Annotated in this window: 23 protein-coding genes; 10 read left to right on the top strand and 13 right to left on the bottom strand. The window is 55.5% G+C overall.

Translation table 11 applies throughout. From position 1 onward, the window contains the following. The first annotated feature begins 16 nt into the window (after positions 1 to 16). From WLZ34_RS05305 to WLZ34_RS05295, 3 genes are all read left to right on the top strand, one after another. A complete protein-coding gene (locus WLZ34_RS05305; protein ID WP_434731024.1) occupies positions 17 to 1,315 on the top strand; it encodes a glutamine synthetase family protein in 1,299 nt (432 codons plus the stop codon). 61 nt (positions 1,316 to 1,376) lie between these two features. Beyond that, the gene (locus tag WLZ34_RS05300) at positions 1,377 to 2,078 is read left to right on the top strand and encodes an ERCC4 domain-containing protein (protein ID WP_434731023.1); all 702 of its coding nucleotides are present in this window, start codon (positions 1,377 to 1,379) and stop codon (positions 2,076 to 2,078) included. Further along, positions 2,079 to 3,107 carry an MraY family glycosyltransferase gene (locus WLZ34_RS05295; RefSeq protein WP_434731022.1) on the top strand — a complete coding sequence of 343 codons (1,029 nt, stop codon included), beginning with the start codon at positions 2,079 to 2,081 and terminating at the stop codon, positions 3,105 to 3,107. Here the strand turns inward: WLZ34_RS05295 and upp are convergent. The 6 genes from upp to WLZ34_RS05265 all read right to left on the bottom strand — a co-directional run bounded on the left by upp (position 3,104) and on the right by WLZ34_RS05265 (position 9,713). Then, positions 3,104 to 3,751 (bottom strand): uracil phosphoribosyltransferase, encoded by a 648-nt coding sequence (upp, locus tag WLZ34_RS05290; RefSeq protein WP_434731021.1) that lies wholly within the window; start codon positions 3,749 to 3,751, stop codon positions 3,104 to 3,106. The genes WLZ34_RS05295 and upp overlap by 4 nt on opposite strands. Positions 3,752 to 3,850: 99 nt before the next feature. Beyond that, positions 3,851 to 4,588, bottom strand: coding sequence for a P-loop NTPase (locus WLZ34_RS05285; protein ID WP_434731020.1), 738 nt, complete (start codon positions 4,586 to 4,588; stop codon positions 3,851 to 3,853). 9 nt (positions 4,589 to 4,597) lie between these two features. Further along, entirely contained in the window at positions 4,598 to 4,987 is a 390-nt protein-coding gene (gene hypA / locus WLZ34_RS05280; protein WP_434731019.1) for a hydrogenase nickel incorporation protein HypA, read from the bottom strand. 27 nt (positions 4,988 to 5,014) lie between these two features. Continuing rightward, positions 5,015 to 6,208, bottom strand: a complete 1,194-nt coding sequence (locus WLZ34_RS05275; RefSeq protein WP_434731944.1) for an MFS transporter — start codon at positions 6,206 to 6,208, stop codon at positions 5,015 to 5,017. 35 nt (positions 6,209 to 6,243) lie between these two features. After that, positions 6,244 to 7,521, bottom strand: coding sequence for a hydroxymethylglutaryl-CoA reductase, degradative (locus WLZ34_RS05270; RefSeq protein ID WP_434731018.1), 1,278 nt, complete (start codon positions 7,519 to 7,521; stop codon positions 6,244 to 6,246). Positions 7,522 to 7,574: 53 nt separating this feature from the next. Next, a complete protein-coding gene (locus WLZ34_RS05265) occupies positions 7,575 to 9,713 on the bottom strand; it encodes a DEAD/DEAH box helicase (RefSeq protein WP_434731017.1) in 2,139 nt (712 codons plus the stop codon). Between the two features lie 120 nt (positions 9,714 to 9,833). Here WLZ34_RS05265 and WLZ34_RS05260 point away from each other — a divergent pair, with 120 nt between their 5' ends. Further along, positions 9,834 to 11,807 (top strand): molybdopterin biosynthesis protein, encoded by a 1,974-nt coding sequence (locus WLZ34_RS05260; protein WP_434731016.1) that lies wholly within the window; start codon positions 9,834 to 9,836, stop codon positions 11,805 to 11,807. Between the two features lie 78 nt (positions 11,808 to 11,885). On the opposite strand, the gene WLZ34_RS05255 is transcribed toward WLZ34_RS05260, so the two are convergent. Continuing rightward, on the bottom strand, positions 11,886 to 12,626 hold the full coding sequence (locus tag WLZ34_RS05255; protein WP_434731015.1) for a hypothetical protein: 741 nt from the start codon (positions 12,624 to 12,626) through the stop codon (positions 11,886 to 11,888). Further along, entirely contained in the window at positions 12,623 to 13,063 is a 441-nt protein-coding gene (locus WLZ34_RS05250) for a 4Fe-4S ferredoxin (RefSeq protein WP_434731014.1), read from the bottom strand. Before WLZ34_RS05250 ends, WLZ34_RS05255 begins: the two co-directional genes overlap by 4 nt. Before the next feature lie 85 nt (positions 13,064 to 13,148). Here WLZ34_RS05250 and WLZ34_RS05245 point away from each other — a divergent pair, with 85 nt between their 5' ends. Then, positions 13,149 to 13,502 (top strand): DUF2258 domain-containing protein, encoded by a 354-nt coding sequence (locus WLZ34_RS05245; protein WP_428726660.1) that lies wholly within the window; start codon positions 13,149 to 13,151, stop codon positions 13,500 to 13,502. A gap of 55 nt (positions 13,503 to 13,557) precedes the next feature. Next, positions 13,558 to 14,385 (top strand): nitrilase-related carbon-nitrogen hydrolase, encoded by an 828-nt coding sequence (locus WLZ34_RS05240; protein ID WP_434731013.1) that lies wholly within the window; start codon positions 13,558 to 13,560, stop codon positions 14,383 to 14,385. 10 nt (positions 14,386 to 14,395) lie between these two features. Here WLZ34_RS05240 and WLZ34_RS05235 read toward each other — a convergent pair whose 3' ends face one another. Beyond that, positions 14,396 to 14,791, bottom strand: coding sequence for a hypothetical protein (locus WLZ34_RS05235; protein ID WP_428726658.1), 396 nt, complete (start codon positions 14,789 to 14,791; stop codon positions 14,396 to 14,398). Positions 14,792 to 14,935: 144 nt separating this feature from the next. Then, positions 14,936 to 15,892, bottom strand: coding sequence for a mevalonate kinase (mvk, locus tag WLZ34_RS05230; protein WP_434731943.1), 957 nt, complete (start codon positions 15,890 to 15,892; stop codon positions 14,936 to 14,938). 57 nt (positions 15,893 to 15,949) lie between these two features. Between mvk and WLZ34_RS05225 the strand changes: the two genes are divergently transcribed. Both WLZ34_RS05225 and WLZ34_RS05220 read left to right on the top strand, forming a co-directional pair. After that, the gene (locus WLZ34_RS05225; protein WP_434731942.1) at positions 15,950 to 16,777 is read left to right on the top strand and encodes an Mrp/NBP35 family ATP-binding protein; all 828 of its coding nucleotides are present in this window, start codon (positions 15,950 to 15,952) and stop codon (positions 16,775 to 16,777) included. A 31-nt stretch (positions 16,778 to 16,808) separates the two neighbouring features. Beyond that, positions 16,809 to 17,483 (top strand): DUF7669 domain-containing protein, encoded by a 675-nt coding sequence (locus WLZ34_RS05220; RefSeq protein ID WP_434731012.1) that lies wholly within the window; start codon positions 16,809 to 16,811, stop codon positions 17,481 to 17,483. Here WLZ34_RS05220 and WLZ34_RS05215 read toward each other — a convergent pair. From WLZ34_RS05215 to argF, 3 genes are all read right to left on the bottom strand, one after another. Next, the gene (locus WLZ34_RS05215; RefSeq protein WP_434731011.1) at positions 17,472 to 18,029 is read right to left on the bottom strand and encodes a Snf7 family protein; all 558 of its coding nucleotides are present in this window, start codon (positions 18,027 to 18,029) and stop codon (positions 17,472 to 17,474) included. The genes WLZ34_RS05220 and WLZ34_RS05215 overlap by 12 nt on opposite strands. Before the next feature lie 287 nt (positions 18,030 to 18,316). Then, entirely contained in the window at positions 18,317 to 20,773 is a 2,457-nt protein-coding gene (locus WLZ34_RS05210; RefSeq protein WP_434731010.1) for a peptide permease, read from the bottom strand. A 59-nt stretch (positions 20,774 to 20,832) separates the two neighbouring features. After that, on the bottom strand, positions 20,833 to 21,777 hold the full coding sequence (argF, locus tag WLZ34_RS05205; RefSeq protein WP_434731009.1) for an ornithine carbamoyltransferase: 945 nt from the start codon (positions 21,775 to 21,777) through the stop codon (positions 20,833 to 20,835). Positions 21,778 to 21,886: 109 nt separating this feature from the next. On the opposite strand from argF, the gene WLZ34_RS05200 reads away from it, so the two are divergent. Then, the gene (locus WLZ34_RS05200; RefSeq protein ID WP_434731008.1) at positions 21,887 to 22,978 is read left to right on the top strand and encodes a DUF711 family protein; all 1,092 of its coding nucleotides are present in this window, start codon (positions 21,887 to 21,889) and stop codon (positions 22,976 to 22,978) included. A gap of 51 nt (positions 22,979 to 23,029) precedes the next feature. Further along, positions 23,030 to 24,106 (top strand): ornithine carbamoyltransferase, encoded by a 1,077-nt coding sequence (locus tag WLZ34_RS05195; protein WP_434731007.1) that lies wholly within the window; start codon positions 23,030 to 23,032, stop codon positions 24,104 to 24,106. Positions 24,107 to 24,122 lie beyond the last annotated feature (16 nt).

Here is a 24,122-nt window from a genome sequence, read left to right as displayed (position 1 = left end):
AAACGGTGGCCGAGAGATGTTGGCGCACCTGTTGTTCACCGACTTGGCGGGGAAGCTTAGGAGAGTCACTCTGAGAATAGACGGGAACCCGGAGCTTCTAGAGGGTTTAGAGACGATAGTCGACGGCTCTAGTCTACTAGGCTTCCTGAGGGTCGAGGAGAGCGACCTACTAGTAAAGCCTGTGTCGAGTAGGCCTATCGTGACGAGGTACGTTGAGGGCAAGCACTTCATATCTGGGCTCTTCAAGAACAAGACCACGAGATACAACAAAGACCCGAGACTCGTAGCGGAGCGACTTGTCGAGTACCTCAAGGACGCCGAGCTCGAGGCACGTGTAGGCGTGGAGCTAGAGTTTTACATCGTCGAGTCGGTGGAGTCCAGGCTTACACCCGTCTCTCAGAGCCTGGACGTTAAACTAATCGAAGAGGCGGAATACCCCCAGTCCTCGCTATGGTTTGTCAAGACCTACGACTCTCCCGGAGAGGACAGAGTAGGCAAGCTGTTGAGCAGTGTCCTGGCAGAGCTCGAGAAAAACGAGCTCTACTTCAGTAAAGTCCACAGGGAGAACGGGCCTAGAGGGCAAGTAGAGGTCTCGACGCCCGCCGGAACGCCTATAGAAACCGGCGACTTCGTCCAGCTCTTCAAGTACACGGCGAGAGTAGTGGGTGATAGAGAGGGGTTCAGACCGGTCTTTCTCGCAAAGCCGTTTCCAGACGACTACGGTAGTGGAATGCACGTCCATGTAAGCCTTTGGCAGGGCGCCTCCAACATATTCGAGGAGGGGGGAGCGCTAAGCGATGAAGCGCTCTACTTCATAGGGGGCCTACTAGAGCACGCGGGTAGCCTGGCGGCCTTCACTAACCCGACGGTCAACAGCTACAGGCGGCTCGTAGAGGGCTTCGAAGCACCCGTCTACGTGTCTTGGGGCCTAGGTAACAGGACTACGGCTATAAGGGTTCCAGCCCAGCACCAGGGCAGAGTCGAGTACAGGCCGCCCGACCCCACGTCTAACCCCTACCTCTCAATCTCGGCCATCATCATGGCCGGTTTAGACGGCATCAGGAGGAAAATAGCCCCGGGCGAGCCGACGTCGCGCAACCTGTTCGAGGAGGGGGCGGGCTGGAGTACTTGTGGTAGAGTGCTCCCGAGAAGCCTAGAGGAGGCCTTAGAAGAGCTTGAATCGGACAACGAGTACCTACGACCTGTCTTCGACCGCGAACTACTAGAGTCTTACATCGAGTTGAAGAAGAGGGAGGCGAAGGCCTTCAGGTCTTACCCGACACCCGTCGACTACTTGTTCTACCTCGAGTATTGAGTTTTAAAGTATCCGCCGACTTTATCACAGTGTAGGCAAACAGCCTGGCAGGTGGCCAGCATTGAGCCATCTTCTGCTAACTCCCGTAGACGTGATTGTAGACAGTAGAGAGGACTCCAAGCACCCCGATTTCAGAAGGGCTCTGAGCATGCGGGGGCTGAGGGTCTCTGTCCAACCCCTTCCAGCGGGCGACTTCCTACTGCTCGCGCCCCCCGATAAGCAGTGTATTCTGGTCGAGAGGAAGACTGTGGACGACCTGGCCAACAGCATAAGGGACAACAGGATATGGGAGCAGACCAAGCTCCTACGCGAGGCGGCCGAGAAAGACGGGCACCAGCCCCTCATAGTAGTCGAGGGCTGGATCGGCGCCCTGGAGAAGTACAGGGGTTGGAAGATACAGAGCGTCCTGAGAGTTCTAGACACCCTAATGCTGGACTTCAAGATACCCGTCCTCAACACGCCCAACGCCGAGGCCACTATCGAGTGGATCGTGGCGAAGTCTAAAAGTCTCGGGGAGACCAAGGAAAAGAGGGTCTTGAGGATGAGGGTCGAGAAGAAGCCCATGGACTTGAACGAGAGGATCCTCTACGTTGTCGAGGGTCTAGCCGGGCCGACCATCGCGAGGAGACTCCTCTCCCACTTCAAGACTATCAGGAATTTAGCTAACGCCACCATATCCGACTTGCTGAAGGTCGAGGGTATAGGCGAGAAGAGAGCACAGGAAATATACGCGGTCTTGAACACGCCTTGGAGGGAGTCGTGATTGGACGCGGCTACACTACTCTTCACGCTCCTCTCCGCGTTGGTGTCCTTTGCCAGCTCCCTCGTAGGCGTGAAGTGGTGGATTGGTAGAGCCCACGCGATCGGTTTCGTGGGCAGAGACATGAACAAGCCAGGGCACGTAGAGGTGGCCGAGGCCGGCGGCGTGTGGGTCTCGCTCGGTGTCGCACTAGGGCTCCTGACCTTCATAGGGCTGGAGACCTACGTCTTCAACGACCAAGACCTCCTAAAGGAGTACACTTCACTCGCATTAATGCTCTTCATGTCGGGCTACCTCGGCTTCCTCGACGACGTACTAGGCTGGAAGAAGGGGTTGAGGGCGGTCTACAGGGTTTTGCTCATGGCCCCCATATCACTGCCGCTCGTCATCCTCAAAGTGGGTATACCAACCATAACGCTTCCTTTGATAGGCACGGTAGACCTCGGTCTGATCTACTACCTCGTACTGATACCTCTCGGCGTGACGGGGGCCAGCAACGGGTTTAACATGCTGGCGGGATACAACGGGCTTGAGGCTACACAGGGGATCCTGCTAGTCCTGTTCTCGGGAATACTCGGCCTAATGAAGGGGCTCGACGGCCTCTTCACAGCGTCGCTGATAATGGTGGCCGGGATAGCTGGTTTCCTGGTATTCAACAGGTACCCAGCCAAGGTCTTCCCGGGTAACACCTTCACGTACGCTACCGGCGCGTACTTTGCCGCACTAGCCATCCTGTTCAAGACCGTGAAATTCTCTCTAGCTCTTTTCACGCTCTACTTCGTCGAGCTAGCGCTGTTCTTGAGGGGGTTGAGAGACGGCGTCTACAAGGAGAACTTCGGGAGGCCCCTTCCAGACGGGAGCCTACTACCCCCCTACGACAAGTCCTATAGCCTCACTCACGCCGCCCTGAAGGCGTTGGTCAAGATAAGGGGGAGAGCCAGGGAGCCTGATGTGGTGTTGTTTATCGCGCTGCTCCAGACTCTAATCGGGGTTGCAGCACTAGTGTTGAGTGCGGCGGGCCTGCTCTCTTAGTACTTTGTCACATAGTCGGGGGTCAGACTCCTGTCCCCCGCGTCTCCAATGCCCGGTACAATGAAGAACCTGTGGTCTAGCAGGGGGTCGACCTCGACGGCGTAAACGGGGACGCCAGGGTGTTTGCTCCAGAAGTACTCAAGACCTCTCTTGGAGGCGAGAATAGTCGCCGCGATGATGTCGCGCCCACCCCTCTCCGACACGAGCTCGACGACTTTGGTCATCGTCTTACCAGAGGCGAGAGTAGGGTCTACCACTATCGTTGTGTAGAACGCGAGATCTGTTGCGATCCTCTCGTAGAATATCTCCACCTCGAGCTCCCCGTCTACAATCCTCCTCCTCGCACCCACGAGGCCTAGGCCAGCCCAGGGTAACGCGTCCCAGATCCCGTGCATCATCGGGATCGAAGCACCGAGCACACCTATTATGTAGACGGGTCTCGAGGGGTAGACTCCCTCAGCCTTGGCGAGGCCCGTCTCGACGAAGAGCCGCCCCCACTTAAGCCTCCTAGACACCTCGTAGCCGACTATGAAGCCCAGCTTCCTGACGGCGTCTCTGTAGGACCTCGGCGTCGTGTTTTTGTCTCTAAGAACGCTCAAGTAGTACTTCGCCAGCGGGTTATCTATTAAAACAAGCTCTCCCAACTAAAACACCGGGGTTGAAATATTCTCACAGCCGGCTTTTTAACAAACTCGCTTCGTCAAAAAACCGTGTCTACTAGTTGCTCCTGCCCGTGGATGCGTTTAGCCCTCGCTCATTAGCCTGTCGACAATGTTCTCAAAGTAGCTCCTCAACGGACAGTTCCTCACGTTCTCTAGAGACCCGATACAGTTGTCGAAGCCGGGATAGAAGGGCACGTAACCTAGGTAAGTTATCCCAGGCTCCTTAAACACGTCCGCCAGACCGCCTCCACCCATGTTCTCCACCAAGAAGATCTCCCTCAGCCCGGACTCCCGGAGCAGAGATATCATCTTCCTAACACTGCTCACCGATAAGGGGCTGGGAGTCGTCACTACCACCGGCTTAACGACCTCACCTAGTCTGTAGACTATGTCCATGTGCTCGTCGCTCATCCCCGGAGGCGTGTCTATGAACAGGTAGTCTAGCCCGTCTAAACGGAGGATGGAGATCAGCTCGAAGAGGGCCCTCGACACGTTCTCCCCTCTCAGGGGTAGCGGCGAGTCCCTTGTGAAAGCCGCCGGGGTGACGTAGCGAAGTTTCCCGACCAGAGCCGGGAATATGCCCTTTTCCTCCACATACCTCACCTCCCTTGGGTCAACGCCGAGCACTATGTGCGTGGACGGGTTGGTGAAGTCCAGGTCTACTAGACCCGCTCTCGCGCCTCTCTCGGCGGCGTAAAACGCCAGCAGAGACGAGAGTGTCGATTTACCGACACCGCCTTTACTGCTGAGTACAACGTAGGTCTTCTTAACCGCCATCAACTTATCTTTGACATGGAGTATTCTGAAGTCCAGACGCACCACCCCAGGCTAGCCAGGGACCACCTCGGCTACCTCCAGCCCTCTCCCCTTGACTACCTTGAAGTCTCTACTCCCGCACCTCGGGCACCTGGTGTAGGCGAAGACGGCCTCGGGCAGGAAGTGTATAGACTCCCTCACCTCCTGTCCTAGGTCACCCGGGTTGAAGGACCACTCGTAGCCGCACCTGTTGCACTTGAATACGGCCTCCTCGTCTTCCAGTACTACGTCTCCAAGACTCACGTTGTACAAACCGGCGAGCTCGCGTATCGAGAACAAGAGTACTTCCTTGTCGATACTCTGCAACACACCCACTCTCAGCTTCAAGGACTTGATCCTAGGACCGTAGACGCTCGCAACGTACCTTAAGAGCGCCTCCGCGAGGCTCCACTCGTGAACCATCCGGTCACCCAATGTGTAGATCTCTGCTCATAGTATATAAGCGAGGTACGCTGTAGAAGCAATGCCGATAACGAACGACAACACGAGCGAGTTGAACGGGTTTAGAGCTGTATACAAGAGTCCCGCCACGTATGAGGCGAACGCTCCTCCCAGGGTCTCGAGCGTCCTCTGGATGCCCGTAGCCCTACCTCTCAACTCTATAGGGAGGACGTGTGTTAGAGCCGAAGATATAGCTGAGCCGACCACCAAGCCGCCGGCGTTCGAGACTACCGCGCCCACGTAGACAAGCGCTATGAGCCCCCTGTTGATGTACGGGAGAGCTAGGAAGAGCTGGCCGAGGGCTATAAGAGAGCTCGCTACGACTGTCACCCTCCTGTTGTGCACGCTTATGCGCGCGGAGAGAAAGAGGGAGGTCAGTATCGAGGAGGCCGTCCCCAGCGTTGTCGCGACCCCCCAGTCTACAGCGTTCATACCAAGCCGGTTTATGGCGTAGATCGCCCCAAAGGTGTTGACCACTGCGAGTGTCAGCTGGTTGAAGAAGGCGGTGTAAACGTAGTACTTGATAGCCTTGTTCAACACTGGCCGGTAACCGGCTAGCTCGACCACCACGCCTGATAGGTCCTTGTCCCTCGGGCTGAAGGTCTCCTTCAAAGCCTTGATCCTCAGTATGGACACGACTAAAGCTATTACGCCCGATAGTACGAACCCCCACCTGATACCGCTAACGCCATACATGTCGTACAGGGCACCACCAACTACCGGCATGAACAGCCAAGGTAGGCTGGAGAACGCGTTCAAGACCATGAAGCCCTTCATGGTCTTGTCCCTCGGCATGGAGTCCATTAGTATAGCTGTTAGAGCCGGCTGGTAGAAGTGGCTCGCGTTGTCGACAACCCAGATTACTGTAAGGTACCTCCAGTCCGGTGCAAGCGCGTAGAAGAACTGCACGGTCGCGACCATGAAAGTGCCTATTATAATAGGCTTTACTCTACCCCAAATATCCGTCAGTAGCCCGCCTATCGGCAGGAACACTGCGAGAGCCACGAGGCCTAGAGACCTCATAATGGAGACCTCGATGTCGCTAGCACCCAGGCTCCTGGCGTAGACGGAGAAAAACGGCGTTACGATAGCGCTGCTCAGGGCGAATAAGAACCAGGATATCGCCATCACGCCGACGTTCCCGGACAGTAGGAGCCTCAGCTCCGCCAGGTAGCTCTTCACACTGCTCAAGAAGTTGGCACCTTCGAGTTAGAGGTCTAGACCTTCTCTCCTCTCAAGTACGCCTCGAGGAGCTGCTTCGCGTACTCGTAGCTGATCTTACCGTCTCTCACCATCCTGTCGGCGATCTTGTCGACGAGATCCCCTGTAGCACCCGCGGTTATGGCCAAGTTTCTAGCGTGCAACCTCATGTGGCCGCGCTGAATACCCTCCGCGACGAGCGCCCTCAGCGCGGCCAAGTTCTGGGCTAGCCCTACAGCCGCCATGACCTCGGAGAGCTCTTTCGCCGTCTTAACCCCCAGCATCTTGAGGGCTATCTTCGCTATTGGGTGCACCCGGGTAGCGCCGCCGACGGTGCCCACTTGAAGTGGTATCTCGAGGGACCCCACAAGGTAGCCGTCCTCGTCTATCTCCCACCTACTGAGAGGCTTGTAGACGCCCGACCTGGCCGCGTACGCGTGGGCGCCCGCTTCTATAGCTCTGTGGTCTTGCGCCGTCGCGAGAGCAACCGCTATAATCCCGTTCATTATACCCTTGTTGTGAGTGACGGCCCTGTAGGGGTCTGCCTCGGCTATTATACTCGCCTCGACTATCCTCTCCGCGATCTCTCTCCCGCCAACGCTTTCCGGGCTCGTTCTAGCCCAGGCCCTCACGATCCTTCTCGTCGCGTAGTTCGAGAGTATCCTTAGCCTCGCCTCCCCACCCGTGATCCTCTCGACGAGCGGGGCTATCGACTCGACGATGGTGTTGATCGTGTTGGCACCCATCGCGTCGACCACGTCTACGATGACGTGGACGATTAAAATAGGCCCCATCCTCGAATCCACGACCCTGACCTCGAGATCCCTGGGCCCGCCACCTATGCTGACGATGGTCGGGGAGCTCTTCTTCGCCTCTTCCAGTATCTCTTGTTTCGCTTCGAGGATCTTCATAGCCTTGTAGTGGGGTGCCCTACACCCGACTATGTGAACCTGGCCGATCATTTCCTGCGGGCCGGCCAGGCTCCTGATCCCCTCGCCCTCCCTCAACATCTTGGCGGCGTTGCTGGCGGCAGCGACAACGCTCGGCTCTTCGATGACCATCGGGACTAGGTAGTCTCTACCGTTTATCCTGAAGTTCACTGCGACGGCAAACGGGTAGGTCATGCCGCCTACGACGTTCTCTATCATGGACTCAGCTACTTCTCTCGGCAAGTTACCGAGGTTGCCTAAAGCCCCTACCTCCTCCTCGGTTAGACCGGCCCAGTCCGCAACGATCTTGAGCCTCTCCTTCATGTCGAGCTTGTAGAACCCCTGTATCCTACTAGTTCTCTCCACGCTAAACACCGATAAAAGTACTATCTCCGTCGCAAGGTAATAAAAGGGTCTAGTCAGCCTTCGACTTTAAAGCCCATGCCCCTCAGCTCCTCGTAAATAGACTCGACTAGCCTGACACCAAAGCCTGGGAGGGACAGTAGCCTGCTCCTAGGCGTCTTTGCCAGATCCTGGAGGGTCTTAATGCCGTGGTTTATCAAGATCCTCGCCCTCACCCTCCCGATCCCCCTCAGTCTTATCAGCTCAAGAGCGTCTTCCTTGACCCCGTACTGGACCCGCAACGACAGCCGGTTCAAGCGCGTAGAGAACGTGATGTTGCCTAGAAGTCTTTCGATCTTGGCGAGGGAGCCGGCGATCCAGGCGACCGTCTCCCTCATAGTGTAGAGGTCGCCTGGGCCTATCTCGTACTTGCTTGCTATCCTGTCCTCGTCTACCTCGTTTATCCAGTCTCTGAGAGCGAGCGCGTGGACGTAGCCCGTTATCAAATTGTCTATTTCGACCGAGCTCATTCTGCCCAGCCCTACCCTCCGCGCCAGGCTCGAGTTCAGGGCTTCGTCCTCGAACACCTCCACTACGCTGTCGGGTATGTATGGTCTACTCCTGACGTAGTCGACAGACGTCGTTATCAAGTGTAAAACGTCACGCTCGTCGAAGTCTTCCGGTCTGTACTTGATGCAGTAGTGGACCGTTAGCGGGTCGAGGTACGTGAACGACGTGAGCTTACCGAGTCTAGTCGCCCTGAGACCGCCCTCGTACCGCTCGACCATTCTCATCTCAACTAGCGCCCTTATCGCCCTCTCGACCTGGTTCGAGAAGACTTCTATGCCGCCGTACTGACGAGCCCCTAGTGTTTGGCTGTAGACGTCCATCACCTTTTTTAAGTCGCCCGCGTCTCCCCCGGCTATCAGCGACAGGGTGTGAATCCTCAGACTCCTCTCGCTGGACACCTTGCTCACGATGTTCTCGGGGCCCGAGTTAATGTACTTCAGGGCCTCCTTCTCGCTCTTCGCGTCGGCTATGATCGCCTCGCCGATCTCGTCGTACCTAGGTCTACCGGCTCTACCCGCCATCTGCTTGTACTCGAAGACCGGGATGTTCACCATCTTGGACGATGTAGGGTCGTATCGCTTTATCGAGACGATGACCCTCCTGGCGGGCAGGTTGACGCCCGCGGCGAGAGTCGGCGTAGCGAACACGGCGCTGAGAGCTCTAGCCCTAAAGGCCTCCTCGACGGCCCTCCTCGCCTGAATGGACAAGCCCGCGTGGTGGTAGCCGACTCCTTTCTCCATCAAGGCGAGCAGTTTTTCTCTCTCCATTCGACTGGGGCTCTCCGACAGCCTCTCTACGACCTCGCTTGTAAGCCCTCTCGACCTCGAGACACCGATCAACGCGGCCGTGGTCTCGGCTAGCTCTTCAACCCTCCTCCTGTTGTGGACGAACACCAGGACCTGGATGCCCTTCGATAGGGACTGTGAGATCAGGTTGAGTATCTTGTCGTCGAACTCGTCTTCGACGTCCTCCGACCCCCCGTCGGCAAAAATTATGCTACCAGCCCTCTTGTCGTAGTAGCCCTCTCTCAGCTTGACGGGACGCCACGCTACGTCGACCAGCTTCGCGCCGAGCCACTCGGCCAAGTCTCTCGGGTTCCCTATCGTTGCCGACAAGCCTATTACCCGCGCAGAGAGCGACCTAAGCCTCGCTATTATCATCTCGACTACAGGGCCCCTCTCCGGGTCGTTGATCATGTGGAGCTCGTCGACCACAACAGTGCTAACCTTCCTGAGCCAGAGCGGCTTAATCCTGAGGAGGCTGTCAAACCTCTCGTACGTCGCGATCACCACGTCTTTGTCTTCGAGGTCTTCCGCTGGGGAGTCGTAATCTCCTGTCGATATACCCACTTTGATTCCCAGCTCTTCGAGGGCCTTGAACTCGTCGTACTTCTCGTTCGCGAGAGCCCGCAAGGGGAGGAGGTACACTCCCTTACCCCCTTCTTGAACCGCCTTGACAATCCCCATCTCTCCTACGAGCGTCTTGCCACTTGCTGTAGGAGCAGAGACGACGATGTTAAGGCTGGAGAAGAGGCCGCTCCTAACAGCCTCCTCCTGCACCGGGTTGAGTACCTCTATACCCCTCTTAATCAACAGGTTGATGTACTCCTTCCTCAGCCCGTAGGACTCGAGCTCTTCGACCCTCAAAACAACACCTTACCAAGACCTCACTACTTCCTCTGTCTCTTAAAAGACGGGGCCCTTTCACAGGACCAGTTTTATCTCTCACGGTGGATATAATCGTTACCAAGGCTGGGTGGTCCGGGTTTGTCTAGGAAGCTGTTCCACAGCCTAGTGGGGCTCGATGAGGCCTTTAAGATAATCGGCTCCTACTACAGGCTCGAGCCGCTTGGAGTCGAGAAGGTCCCTCTCGGTGAAGCCCTGTTTAGAGTCCTGGCGCAAGACGTCTACTCGCCAGTAGACTACCCACCCTTTGACCGTAGCGAGGTGGACGGGTACGCTGTACGGTCGCTCGACACTTCGTGGGCCGACGAGCTGAGCCCGGTGAAGCTTGAGATCAAAGGGAGAGTTGAGGTCGGCGAGGTCCCCTCCCTGAGCGTTGAGGAGGGCGAGGCCGTGGAAGTGGCCACGGGCGCTATGTTGCCGAAGGGTGCTGACGCCGTCGTCATGGAGGAGCACGCCAAGGCCGGCGACAACGAGCTGACGGTCTACAGGAGCGTGTACCCGGGCGAGAATGTTAGCACGACTGGTAGCGACGTATCGATAGGCGACCTCGTGCTCCAGAAGGGCGTCGTCCTGACCCCCGAGCGCATAGGTCTACTAGCGGGCTTGGGTATCAGGGAGGTCGTAGTGTACAGGAAGCCACGCGTAGCTGTGTTCTCGACAGGGAGGGAGGTGGTGCCGCCGGGGTCTCCGCTAGAGCCGGGTCAGGTCTACGACGTCGACAGCTACCTAGCCGTGTCGTTCCTGAACTCCATCGGTGCCAGCGCCGTTAACCTAGGCATCCTGCCAGACGACGAGAGGACTATACGCGAGGAGATCGGCAAGGCGGTGGAGGAGTTCGATCTAGTCCTAACAAGTGGCGGGACGAGCGCCGGCGTCAGAGACGTTGTGTACAGGGTGTTCGACGAGCTGGGCGAACCCGGAGTCGTTATCCACGGGCTCAGAATTAGACCTGGTAAACCGACGGTTGTTGCCGTCGCGCGGGGCAAATTACTCGTAGGACTACCGGGGTTCCCTCTCTCCTGCTACATAGTTCTCCAGAAGCTGGTAAAGCCTATCATCTACAAGCTAGTGGGCTTGAGCTCGCCTGAGCAGGAGGTCGTGAGGGCGGTGCTACCGGTGAAGATCAGGAAGAGGGCGGGTTTCACGATGTTCGTGCCCGTGGGGCTTGTGTCCTCGGATAGAGGGTTCACCGCCTACCCTCTCCAATCGAGTAGCGGCAGTATAAGCTCCCTCGTGTACAGCGACGGGTTTATAACTATAGGAGAGAGCGTCGAGCTGGTGGACGAGAACGAGCCTGTGGAGGTCGAGCTGGTGAAGGGCTTAAAGCCCACCGCGAGGCTTGTCGTCATAGGCAGTAACGACCCCCTGCTCTATAGGCTCATCAGCGAGCTCGGACTGGCCGATAAAGCCAAGATAATACCTGTCGGTAGCATGGGCGGCTGGCATGCTGTGGCTAGAGGGGAGGCCGACATTGCCCCAACTCACTTACTAGACGAGGAGACGGGTCTTTACAATACCCCATACCTCGAGAGGCTGGGCTTGAGAGGGAGGGCCGCGATTGTTAAGGGTTACAAGAGGCTCATCGGCCTCGTGTTCCCCAAGGGCAACCCGAAAAACATCAGGAGTATCGAGGACTTTCTCAGGTCTGACGTTAGAATAGTTAACAGGAACAAGGGTTCTGGCGTACGCGGGTTCTTGGACATCGAGTTGAAAAAGCTGAGTGCGCGATTAGGCATAGGATTCGAAGACCTGGTCAAAAGGATCAACGGTTACTTCTACGAAGTTAGAACACACACAGCGGTAGCAGCCGCCGTGAGGCATGGAAGGGCTGATGTAGGGATCGCCGTAGGCTGGGCCGCTGAGCTGTACGACCTAGACTTCAAACCGCTGGGCTGGGAGGAATTCGACTTTCTAATCCCGGTCGACAAGCTTGGAAGAGGAGAAGTGGCCAGGTTCGTAAACGCGTTGAGAGACAGGGAGTTCATGGAGAGGGTTGCGAGCGAGTTCAAGCCTTACTATCAAGTAACAGACGCCGCTGGGAGCGTCGTGTACTAGAAGGCGCCATCCAGCGATTGCGTAGAGGTCTATGCACGAACTGGGTGCGCCCCTGCTGTTAACTCGCTTTGCCGCTCTTCACTTGGTGAGTAGGTACTTAACCTCCACGTGGAAGCTCCTGAACCTGTCAACGAACTCCTCTAGCACAGCAAGCTCCTTGAAGCACACGATCGGGGTCAGTGAGCCGAGTAGGAGAGGGCCTAAGGCTATTAGCTCGTCGCTCACACTTATACCGAGTCTGAGCCCGACTCGACGAGCCCCTATCTTCTGGGTCACTGACTCCACAACTATCTCTGCGTAGTTTTCTATACTGCTAATCGAGACCTTGACCTGGGCTAGGAAGAACGAGTTCAGGGCGCTGTAGAGCTCGAAGAGTACTACAGCGTAGAAGAGCGTGTTGTACGAGATCAGCGAGAGTATACCGGCCAGGATCGCCAGCGGGTACCACTCCATGTAGGTCTTGAAGCCCCGTTCAAACTCTAGCGTTGCCACCTCCAGCGCCTCGAGCCTAACTCCTGTCCTCTCCCACACGAGCCTGGCAAGCGTAGAGCCATACTCGTGGAGGCTTTCGGCCAACCGGCTTGTCGACGAGATCAAGTATACCATCATGACCGTCGTGAAAACGACACCGAGGAACCCGAACATGAGTGCTATTCTCAAAGACTCTTCTGGAAGCTCTAGCAACTCATTCAGAGCCAAGAAGAGGGCGTAGGCTGGGCTCAGCGAGCTTACGTAGAGCGACACTAGCACGGCTCTGTTAGAGGCGCTGATCCCCGCTAGCTCCCTGACAATGGAGTCCATTCTCTTGGTCAGACTCATAGTGAGCCCTTTTTCAAGAGCTTCTCAACGCGGGACAGAAACCTGCTCGCCTTGACGGCTTCGTGGGATACCTCCAGTAGCTCGCCTTCGTGGATTACGAAGTGCCTCCTCTTCACGTTATCTGGATTTACTACCTTGAATACCTCCTCGACCATCCAGTGTAGTTGAGTGCAGTGCATACTGCCGTCAACTGTTAAAACGGAGACCTCTTCATAGGCCCCTCTTCTAAGCATGCCTGCCAGCTTGAAGCCGACCATGTTCACGTGCTCTGCCTCTAGGCAGACCGACAATGGGCAGTAGCCACTCTCCACAAACCTCTTGTACACCTCCGGGTGCTCTACCTCGACGCACCTCCCCACGACCAGGATTTTCCGGCAGCCCCTGAGAAGTCTCGACTTGGCGTTCAAGTCGATGAGCCTTGGGGCAGTATATACCAATTTACAGCACCGTTCAAGATGTAATCTGATTACTGACGAGTAAAAAATATTATAGGGGTTTAACAAAGCAATATTTGGGAAAAACATGTCTGTAGTGAAGACGGGCCCAGTCCGCTTAAGCGGGTACGCTATCAAGTTGAGAAAAGTGGTAAACGCATCCGTGTCCACTGCTCTCAAGAACAGGCCCGAGGTCTCAAAGAAGGAAGTCCAGAAAAAGGTCAACGAGGTTTTGACAAACCTGAATAGGGTGATTTACCAAGTTCTCGTAGAGAAGTACATGGCGCCGAAGGACGCTATCGTGAACATAGAGCTCGAGTACGAGCTAGTAGACACCGAGTTCAAGATCAAGAACTTAAAAGTAGACCTGTACGAGCTGAACACGTCGATCTCAGAGGAGGCCACAGCCGAGCTAAAGAAAATGCTTGAAATAGGAGCCTAGTTTTTACCCACTTACAGGTCTACATTACTGGTCACAGTTTAGTGAGGGTAGGGAGATGTCAGACTTTGTCACAGTGGGTATTGTCCAAGCAGACCTGAGCTCGACGCCCCTCGAGAACGCGGAGAAGATCGGTAGGCTTGTGAGGAGTGGGTTCAAAAACGCAGACTTGGTATTGACGCCTGAGTACAGTATGGCAAACCCGTTGAAGGTCAAGGACCCCAATCTGTTCTACGACATAGCCGAGAATGTCGGTGAGAGTAAGTTCCTGGACGTCATCGAGAAGGTCGCCCGAGAGACGGGTTCCGTGGTCGTGACTCACTTTGTGGAGAAAACGGCGGTCCGACCGAGGACGCTTAGCTCGAGTATAATGGTCGTCCCCGACGGTTCTCGTAGGAGGCTGTACAGCAAGATCCACTTGTTCGACGCATTCGGCTACAGGGAGAGTGACTTCTTTGATGAAGGCGAGGTACTCAGCGAGACGTTCAACTTGAAGAACTTCAAAATGAGAGTAGCTATCTGCTATGACTTGAGGTTCCCCGAGTTGTTCAGGCTGTACGCACTAGAAGGGGCCGACATAGTCCTGGTACACGCGGGCTGGGTTAAGGGTTTCATGAAGGAGTCCCAGTTAGATTTCCTCGCCAAGGCTAGGGCGCACGAGAACACATTCTACCTGGTCTTGTCGAACCAGGTTGGCGAGCTATTCACGGGAGGTAGCGGTGTTTACAGTCCTCTAGGCTACAAAATCAGGGACCTAGGCTTTAAGGAGGCCTACGTCGAGGTAGCCCTTGACAGAGAGGAGCTTAAGACGGCGAGAGAGCTCGTGCCGGTCGTGAAACAGGCTATAACGAAATGGAGAGTAGAAAAAAATAAAAAGAGGAAGTAAGGCTTAAAACTCACTTAAGGGCTTCCAATCTCTTCATTATCTCCTGGTACATCTCCTCGCTCGCGAAAACAGCCTCGACCTCACTGTCTCTGACCTTGACTACGAGACCCTCAAGCGGGTGCTTAGGCGGGTCGGGTAAAGTGGGGTCGGGCTTCTCCTTACCGATGTACACCCACCTGACTCCACCTTTCTCGCTGCGCTCAATCTTGTACCAGTACCTGCCGTAGTAGTAGTACTTTGTCTTGACCGTCTCCTTCTCCTTCCTAACGGCGATGTGAACAGGTTTTAGGTAATAGCCCTTCTGGCGAGCCGTGTTGTTGTACTCGTAGATCTGCTGGAGGTAGTCCGCTATTACTATGTTCAACTTCTTGAGGAAGTCGAGCGACTCCTTCACCTTCTTTTTCATCCGTCTTACCGGAACCTCCATGTTTTCAGCCCATGGGAGTCCTATCACTTGTTATCAAAAACGTATTTTCATCATCCTATATAAATTTTAGCACAAAAAACTTATTAACCGTTTTTTTAGCTGGGTGTTATGTTTATCAAACGGCTAGCCTTGACTAGTACGACTATCAGGTGCCCTTCTCACCCCTTCGTCGTCGATTTGGACCACGAGTGGCGTTAGACCTAGGAGCTTGATTTTCTCGACTACGCTTGGAACCTTACTGGTTTCCACCAGTCCTATAACGATACCTCCACGGCCGGCCCCACTTATTTTAGCGCCGAGCGCACCGGCTTCGCGCATAGCCCACACTATGCTCTCCAGGACCCGCGAGGACACGCCTATGGAGGAGAGGAGCCCGTGGTTGATGTCCATCAACTCCCCCAACCTCGCGAAGTCCCCCGTCTCGATGGATTTGAGCGCGTCGCGGACGAGCTCCGAGGCTGCGTCGTATATCCTCGACATCACATTGGAGTACTTATCGTACCTGTTTAACACGTCTGCTACTACGCTACCCGTCGACCTCTTGATACCGGAGTCCGCTATAACGATCACGACGTCGTCTGGCCACCTCCTCTTAACCCTGTTGAAGACCCCTCTCTCGTACACCATCACGCCGCCGTAGGTCGACAGCGTGTTGTCCACCCCGCTCGGCCTGACGTGGTAGACCTTCTCCGCCTCGAACGAGACCTCCCACACGGCTTTTTTGTCGGGCTCTACACCCGCGAAAGACAAGAGTGCGTGCGTTGTGGACACGGCCACAGCGGCCGATGAGCCCATGCCGGAGGAGATCGGTATCTCCGAGTCGATTGTCGCGTGGAAGTCCCTCTTTAAGCCGAACCGCCCGGCCAGCTCCTCGACTACCCTGTACAGCCCCTTGTCGTTCACCGTGTTGGATGACAAGTCCAGCAGTAGCCCTAGCTGCCTAGACTCGACCCTGCCCTGTCCACTTGATACACACACTCTCGCGTATAAGGTCACGGCTGCGCCTATAGCCGGCATACCCTTGACGACGAAGTGCTCGCCAAGCAAAATCACCTTGCCCGGGGCTATAGAGCAAGCCATCCTAGACACTCAACTATTAAAAGAGGGGTGGCCGTTTTATAGGATTTGAGGAGCCTTATGAGCGGTGCGAGGCAGATCCAGCCAGTCTTCACCCTCCTCAACAAAGCCAGGGACAGGGTCGGGAAAATAAAGCACAAGATAATGGTGTTGAGCGGGAAGGGCGGCGTGGGGAAGTCCTTTATCTCCTCAATGCTCGCGCTAGCGCTAGCTGAAAAAGGGTACAGGGTTTCAATACTCGACGCAGACATACACGGCTCGAGTATCCCGACTATACTCGGACTCCACGGCATGCGCCACTTCGCCGACGAAGAGGGTATTCTCCCCGTGGAGGGCCCGCTTGGGGTCCAGGTCGTCGCGATCAATCTGATGCTGGACTTCCCAGACGCCCCGGTCGTGTGGCGCGGCCCCCTGAAGTCGAGGGCTATAACAGAGTTGCTGGCCAAAGTCAAGTGGCCGGAAGGGGACTTCCTAGTCATAGACCTGCCACCCGGAACCGGCGATGAGGCGATAACAGTCGTCCAGACGATAAGGGACTTAAGCGGGGCAGTGATCGTCACGGCACCAAACATGCTGTCCGAGGTCATAGTCTCGAAGGCCATAAACTTCGTGGTTAAAAACAACGTTAAGCTACTGGGGATCGTGGAGAACATGAGCTACTTCAAGTGCCCGGGTAGCGACGTGGAGTACAACCTCCTAGGGAGGAGCACTGGAGAAGAACTGGCCAAGAAGTACCAGACTAAGCTGCTAGCTAGAATACCCTTGGATCCGCTTATAGGGAGAGCACTTGAGGAGGGCGTACCATACCTGCTAGCCTACCGGGAGGGGGAGGCTGCCAAGGCAATTAGATCGCTAGCTGAAGAGATATTAAGGATTGTGCAACCATAAGATATCCGTGGATTACAGGACCGGTGGTAAATTGGAAGAAGCGCAAGAACTAGGCCAGAAAAAGCCCAACTGGATGTTGATCAAGGAGGCGTCCCTTGAGCTCGTCAAGTCCGGCAAAAACTTTTTCACGAGGAGGGACATCATAGGCATCGCGAAGCAGAAAGACCCCTCGAGGTCGGATATGAGCCTGGACTTCGAGATAGACCTCGTCACGGTGAATAGCAATAGCAAAGACAAGTACAAGGACCCGGAAAAGCTGTTCCTCTTCAGGGTAGACAGGGGCACGTACACCCTTTACGACCCGGAGATCCACGGCCCTATTGAGAAGTACATTGAGCTGGCCAAGTTCAGCCCCGCGAGAAAGCAGGTGATCGCGCAGGTGATCAAAGACCTGGAGGAGAGGGGGTTCGAGGTCTCGGAGAACAAGACGTCAAAGCCGCTCCTCCCCGACCTAACCGCGTGGAAAGACGAGAAGAAGATCGGCGTGTGGATCATCGACCCTAGCGCTGATAGGGCTACCCAGCTCAAGAACCTGTACCTAGCTATCGGCTCTTCTATGGTGGACCAGAGCTACGACGGCTACTTCATCGTGATGCCGCAGGACCTGGCCGACAAACTCAGTGACAGGATAAAGGGGGTTCTGGAGTCCTTCAACACGAAGATTATAATCCTGAAAGAGGAGAAGAAGTACACTCTACTTATTTAGGCTTGGAGGCTGAATGTTCTCGCTCTCCAGTTTCGTCTTCAGGAGGCTCCTAGCCTCCTCGAGAACCCTTCTAGCGTCGGGTGTCTCAGTCGTGTCGTACGATAGGGGTGGCCCCACGTCGATGTCAGCACTAGCCAGCTCCCGTATAGACGAGTCCAGCTCAGCGAAGTAGACGGCTAGGTCGGGTATTCTCGACTCCGGTATCTTCTTTATTTCGCCGACTATACTCGACACCTCGTCCGCTATTAGCTTGAAGTCCCTCATAGTGATGGCAAGGTCGATACTCAGGGAGACCTTCTCGAGAACCAACCTCAGCACTTCGAGCCTACTCCTCATCTTGTCGAGCTTAGCGATCTCCTCAGCGTACCTCTTAGCGAGGAAAGTTTCGCCTCTAGCCTGGAGGTCAACGGCCATATCCATGAGCTTGCTTCTCCTGCTGTTTATCCTATCGATTAGGGAGTCGAGACGCTGGATACTCGCCCTCACGTTGTAAAGCGCTGTCAAAGCCGACTTTAAAGGGTCAACTTTCTTCCTCCTGAGAACCAAATCAGCACACCACTCTAGTAATAGCCTAGGGCTTTATTTATAAAACAATAGGGCTGTGTAACCGCAAGAGGGGTGTGGTCGGCACGGTAGTAGTCGGCGTGTCAATGAAGGGGTTTGTGAGCGTGTGGGGGAGCCGTTCCGTGGTCGCAGAGTTCGGGCACCTGTCGTACAACCACAAATCCTCTAAAAGGTGAGGCGGGTAAAACGCGTTCATCGGCCGGCCCAGGGGCTGTGAACCCCGAATACAACAGTGTTATCTAACAAAGGAGCGCGGAGCTTCGGGGACGTTAAGCCTGTGAGGGGTAGACTACTTGGTATACCGTTATTACCTCGTACAAGTACGCTCCGTTAATGAACACCTTGTTCCCGTTCTTGTCGTAGAAGGGCTCGGCTATGATGGCGTACGGCCTGAAGTAGGGGCTGTTAGCCAGCGGCCTCTGTTCGTAGGTGAGGGTCTTAACAGACAGCACGCGTATGTAGGTGGTCAAGTTCAGCTGTTCAACGACTCCGCTTAACTGAGGGTACTGCGAGGTCAGGGTTGACACAGAGTCGGCTACACCGGTATACCATGTGAAAGTGACGTTGGCGTTCCACTGTTTGTTCAGGTGCAAGACCCCGTCTACTAGCATCCTGTAGAGTAGTGGTGCGTTAGACAAGTCGTCAAACCTCGGAGAGATGACAATGTTGTTCTGGAAGAGGTAAAGGTAGAAAGCGTCGCCCAGGTTCCTGTAGGAGACGTTCACACCCACGGACTGCAGCTGGCCTACGATAGAGTCCCCAATCCTGATCATCCAGATGCTCTTCGGTATGTCGTCGAGTCCCACCATGAGTCCTGGTATTACGGGTGTAACCATGTAGGAATTGTTGCCAGACGGCCTGAAGTTGAACACGTCGAAGACTAGAATGTAAGTGCTGTTCACCGGGGTGTGTAGGAGCTCGAGCAACCTCAACACCTCGGAGTCGTTCTGGGCCGTCAACGTGAGCCCTAGTACGCCTATCTGTGTAGTGTTCAGCGTTGAACCGTCGGCCACTGTGGGTCTTTGCCCCAAGACGCTTATCGGGTAACCGTAGTCCCACCAGGCCACGATAACCGAGCCTGGCGTGGTGTTCCTGATCACCTCTATCGCCTTGTACCACGCGTCCGTCCAGTAGGGTAGGGACGTGTAGCCCGCTTTAATACTAGGCACCACGTTGTTCATTTGGCTGTACGTGTTGTACCCCGCCAAGGCAATGTTCGCGGTCATGAAGAGCGTCAATAACAGCGACGCGTAGAAAACCTCGGGGCTCGTCTTCTTAACGTACATCCTTTTCTTGTCCCTTGCGTAGACGGCCTCGCTGGGGACCAGTCTAGATGCTATGACCCCGGCGAAGACCCCCGCGATCGTCAAGCCGGTCGTAGCCGCTGTCACCTCCATGTAAGCGGCGTTCATGTAGGCGTAAACTGCTAGCAAGAAGGCAACGGAGACCAGTACTCTGTCCGCCGTCCCCTTGTACAGTAGATACAGGGCCCCCAAGACAGCTAGTATGAAGGGCGAGACGAAGAAGAGCCAGTCAGAGTACGTGCCCCAGCTCCTCAGTATGGCCGAGATCCCCATTACAGCGAGAGCTGGTTGGTGTTCTTCGACGCTCTCGAAAATAGGGTTTGAAGCTATCGTCCTTAGACCCAGTATCCACGCGAAACGTCCAGGGATGTCGAGCCTACCAATGTACACCAAGGCGGCGCCGAGTACGACGAACAGCAGGAGGACTAAGAAATAGCCAGCCCGCTTAAGAAGTGGTCTCCTAAGTCCTAGTAGCCCATACTGATAGAACTGCATGGAGAACAGTAACGGTACAAGGGTAGAAGCCAGCAGGAGGGTCCCCAGGCCGCTCAGTTTAAAGGGCATTATTTGCAGCATCGCTGTTATCGCTGGCGAGCCGAGTACTATGACCATGGTCAGAGCCAGTATGGCGGTGTTCAGCAGGACAAACCTCGGGGTCGCGTCTTTAATCGAGAGTAGAGGGAGTAGTAGGAGGTAGGCTACGAAACCCCCTAGGACGTAGACGAATCCGCCCCACGACCAGCCCAGTAGCCCTAGTGCTAGCGACGTAAATACCAACAACGCTAACGTCTTGGCTGACAGCCCTTTAGCAGAGTAGCTCTTGTAAAACAGGACGTACAAGTAGAAGAAGAGGGTCGAGAACATTATACCTATGCCGTACTTTGTCGAGAACCCTATTATGCTCCTACCCGTCGCGGCGGGGACGAACGCGTAGAACGCCGCGGCAAGTAGCCCAGCCAGGTGACTGCCTCTCGTGAGCTCGTAGGCCGTCAGGTAGACAAACAGAATCGTGAGCACGGTGAATATCAGGGGCTGGACAACACACCAGTCCTTGAACGAGACCCCCGTGAACTTGACCAGGTTGTAGGACAGCGCCTCCCACATCGGTAGAGCCGGGTACTCTGTGTGCGGGAAGTCTCTGCCCCAGGGATACCAGAATGTGTGTGTAGCAGGGTTCTCGGGTGTCAGCGTGTACCAGGACAGTAGCCCGTGCTCGTAGATGTACTTGGCTTGCCAGTACACTACGAACGGGTCGGCCTCGTAGAGCTCCAGCCCGAAGTTTATCCCTGGGAGGGCCCTGATGTAGACACCCAGGGCTATCACTAGTGCTAGGAGACCGTAGACCAGTAGCTTGAACTCCTTCTCGTGTTCAGCCTTGAACCTGTAGACGGTTTTGCCGAGCCTGTAGCTGAGCTCCGACAAGCATCACACCTCACGTTCAGAGAGCGTATATAATGGGGTCGAAGTATAAAAAAGGTGTTCTATGGTATGAGGAGCGCGAGGACGGCTTTCTGAACGTGCTTCCTGTTCTCCGCCTGGTCCCAGACCACGCTCCATTTCCCGTCGATGACCTCGTCGGTGACCTCTTCTCCCCTATGGGCGGGTAAACAGTGCATGAATATGGCGTCTGGCTTTGCCTGCTTCATTAGAAGGCTCGTGACCCTGTACGGCTCGAGGTCCTTAACCCTCTTCTCCCTCTCTTTCTCCTGCCCCATGCTCACCCACACGTCGGTGTAGACCACGTCCGCGTCCTTGACCGCCTTCCACGGGTCTCTCTCTATCTCGAAGCTACCGCCGTACCTGGCTGCTGTCTCGTTAAACAGCTTCACTACAGAGGGGTGCGGGTCGTAGCCTTTAGGTGCGGATATGGTGATCTTCCCGCCTAGTATACCGACAGCCAGCATCAGGCTGTGGGCTACGTTATCACCCCCGTCGCCCACGAAGACTATTTTGAGCCTTGTAATGTCCCTCCCCTTCTTCTCCAAAATGGTGAAGACGTCTGCCAGCCCTTGCGCAGGGTGGTGGAGGTCGCTCAACCCGTTGATCACGGGCACTTTACTGTACTCTGCCAGTTTTTCCAGTTTATAGTGCTCGTAGACCCTAGCCATTATCCCGTCAACGTACCTGGACAGCGTTCGGGCCGTGTCCTCGATCGTCTCGCCCCTGGCCAATTGCATCTCGCCGTAGTGTAAGACTATCGCGTCTCCACCCAGCTCCTTAATGGCGGCCTCGAAGCTCACCCTAGTTCTAGTACTAGGCTTCTCGAATATCATGGCCAAGTGCCTGCCTGGAAGGAGGGGGATTACCCTCTCGCCCATCTTGTAACGTAGCTTAAGGTGAGCGGCCGTCTCCAGCATCACGGTTAGCTCTTCCTTCGTGAACTCGGCGAGGGTCAGGAAGTCCCTGTTTTTCAGGCCGGTATACAAACCCTCCTCCCCAATCCGAGTCTAGTCCAGGATAGGAATATAAAAGTCGATTAGACAGTGCGTGTGATGTTTAAACTCTAGTCCGACCTAGTACTCATTGATGGTTTTTATGAGGCCCGTCGTCAGGTCTGTGACCTACTTTGCCCCGCTGGTAGAAGATCCAAGCGAGTTGGAAAAAGTGCTTGTCAGGGCAGCGACCCTGCTAGAGGAGGCAGAGAAAGCGCTTGAAAGCAGAGGCTACAGCGTCTTCTCTAAACGGGTATCGCTCCCGCAGAACGAGCTCGGTCTATCAAGGGTCCTCGAGCTTGTAGACAAAACAGGTGCCGTCAACCGGGGGGTTCTAGTTAGCGTGGGCTCGCAACACATCAGGAGGGCCGACTTGGAGGACGTGACGCACGTCTTACTAAACGGGTTGTACACCAGTCTCCTCTTCGACTACGAGAGACCTCTCGACGCGTCTAAGACGGCCTCCACGATTATTCACAGGGTTAGCGAAGCAGACCCCTCGGCAGGTACGAGACTTGCCATAGGCTTCCACGAGAGGCCTCTCGAGACCCCCTACTTCCCCGACTCCACGAGCAGTGGAGTGGGGGGGGTCGGTCTATCGTTCCTCTACCCCGATTACCTTAGGAGGCTCGTGGAGACAGGAGCTTCCGTCAGACAGGCCTTCGACAAGCTGGGCGAGGAGGTCGACAGCGTAGTACACCTAGTTAGGAGTGTGACCGGGCTGAGGGTCGTAGTAGACTACAGTCTATCGCCGTGGAAGGAGAACAGTGTTGTCAGGCTGATGGAGACGGTCGGCTACTACGTGAGAAAGCCGGGCTTTCACTTCGGCGTCATGACGCTGAACGCGGAGATAAGGAGAATAGCTACCTCTAGCGGGCTGGCATCGGGGTTCAACGAAGTCATGCTGCCCTACGCGGAGGACGACTCTCTTGTACAGCTCGGCTCTAGAGGCGCCCTCACGGCTTACGACCTCCTGTCGTACACGACTGTCTGTGTCGCTGGACCCGACATGGTCGTTATCCCCTGGTCGATCGACGACCTCGAGATGTTCATCCTAGACGCGTACAGTGTATCCCTCGTGAAAGCAAGGCCAGCCGCTTTAAGGGCCATCCCCGTCACCAGAGAACCCACGGAAACGGTAAACCTGGGGAAGTTCGGTAGAGTCCCTGTTATCCCGTATTATCCGTGGAAGTAAACGTTATATACATCCAGCCCAATTAGATGACTCTACAGTAGGGTGTACGCAATGAGCGAGGCGTGGTTCCTAGGTCTACTGGAAGGGAAACACTGGCTATCCAACGCGGACTACGACATAGACACCGTCTTCACTGTCCTGAAGGCGGCTAAAGAGCTCAAAGAGATGTTCCACAAGGGCGTCAGGAAGGTCAACTGGCTGGACGGCAAGACGCTGTACCTGATATTCTACAACAAGAGCTTGAGAACTAGGAACAGCTTCCAGACAGGCATGTACCAGCTGGGCGGGCAGGCTATATACATCTCTCCAGACCAGGTGTACACGCCGACTCTACCAGAGGACATGGTGCCTTACGCCACTGAGGCGATAAGCGACGTAGCCAGAGTCCTAAGCAGGTACGGTAGCGGTATTGCCATCAGGATCTACGGCGACGCCGCGAAGTGGATCATCGGGAGAGGTCATAGGATCATACAGGAGTTCGCGAAGTGGAGTAAGGTCCCCGTGCTCAACATGGAGGACGACATATGGCACCCGTTCCAGTCCCTGGCAGACGCCCTCGCCGCGTTTGAGGCGCTAGGGTTCCCCAAGGACCTGAAAGGGAAGAAGGTAGTGGTGAGCTACGCCTACAGCGGCGGCTTGAAGCCGCTCGCAGTACCACAAGACGTGGCGACGACCTTCGCCATGCTGGGTGCCGACGTATACGTGGCTCACCCACCAGGCTTCGAGTTGCTAGACGACATCATGAACAAGGCCAAGAAGTACGCCGAGCACTGGGGTAGCGAGTTCAAGATAGTCTACAACATGGACGAGGCCTTCGAGGGTGCAACAATAGTCTACCCGAAGGCCTGGAGCCCCAAGGGCTTCTTCCCACCCTTCAACAGCAAAGTCGACAAGGAGGGCGCCACGGCGTACCAGAACAAGTTCAAGGACTGGATCGTTACAACCGAGAGGCTGGAGAAGGCCGGCAAGCCGTTCTACATGCACTGCGGGCCGGCTGACAGGGGCCAGGAGGTAACAGACGAGGTTCTCGACAGCTACCCGAAGAGCCTCTACTTCGAGGAAGCCGAGAACAGGCTCCACGTACAGAAGGCCGTAATGGCCATGACCATGGGTAGCAGGAAGTGGTAATCGAGCTCTCTTTTTT

The organism is Thermogladius sp. KZ2Tp1 (assembly GCF_051131135.1).
Taxonomy (GTDB): Archaea; Thermoproteota; Thermoprotei_A; order Sulfolobales; family Desulfurococcaceae; genus Thermogladius.
Note: the sequence above shows the minus strand (reverse complement) of the source record. Positions and strands in the feature narration are given on the sequence as shown.

Bases quoted from the DNA above. Each gene is read 5' to 3' on its own strand.
- WLZ34_RS05255 (WP_434731015.1), bottom strand. From the start codon at position 12,626: ATGAGTCTGACCAAGAGAATGGACTCCATTGTCAGGGAGCTAGCGGGG.
- WLZ34_RS05200 (WP_434731008.1), top strand. From the start codon at position 21,887: ATGAGGCCCGTCGTCAGGTCTGTGACCTACTTTGCCCCGCTGGTAGAA.
- WLZ34_RS05240 (WP_434731013.1), top strand. From the start codon at position 13,558: ATGTCAGACTTTGTCACAGTGGGTATTGTCCAAGCAGACCTGAGCTCG.
- WLZ34_RS05305 (WP_434731024.1), top strand. From the start codon at position 17: ATGTTGGCGCACCTGTTGTTCACCGACTTGGCGGGGAAGCTTAGGAGA.
- WLZ34_RS05225 (WP_434731942.1), top strand. From the start codon at position 15,950: ATGAGCGGTGCGAGGCAGATCCAGCCAGTCTTCACCCTCCTCAACAAA.
- hypA (WP_434731019.1), bottom strand. From the start codon at position 4,987: ATGGTTCACGAGTGGAGCCTCGCGGAGGCGCTCTTAAGGTACGTTGCG.
- WLZ34_RS05235 (WP_428726658.1), bottom strand. From the start codon at position 14,791: ATGAAAAAGAAGGTGAAGGAGTCGCTCGACTTCCTCAAGAAGTTGAAC.
- mvk (WP_434731943.1), bottom strand. From the start codon at position 15,892: ATGGCTTGCTCTATAGCCCCGGGCAAGGTGATTTTGCTTGGCGAGCAC.
- WLZ34_RS05245 (WP_428726660.1), top strand. From the start codon at position 13,149: ATGTCTGTAGTGAAGACGGGCCCAGTCCGCTTAAGCGGGTACGCTATC.
- WLZ34_RS05195 (WP_434731007.1), top strand. From the start codon at position 23,030: ATGAGCGAGGCGTGGTTCCTAGGTCTACTGGAAGGGAAACACTGGCTA.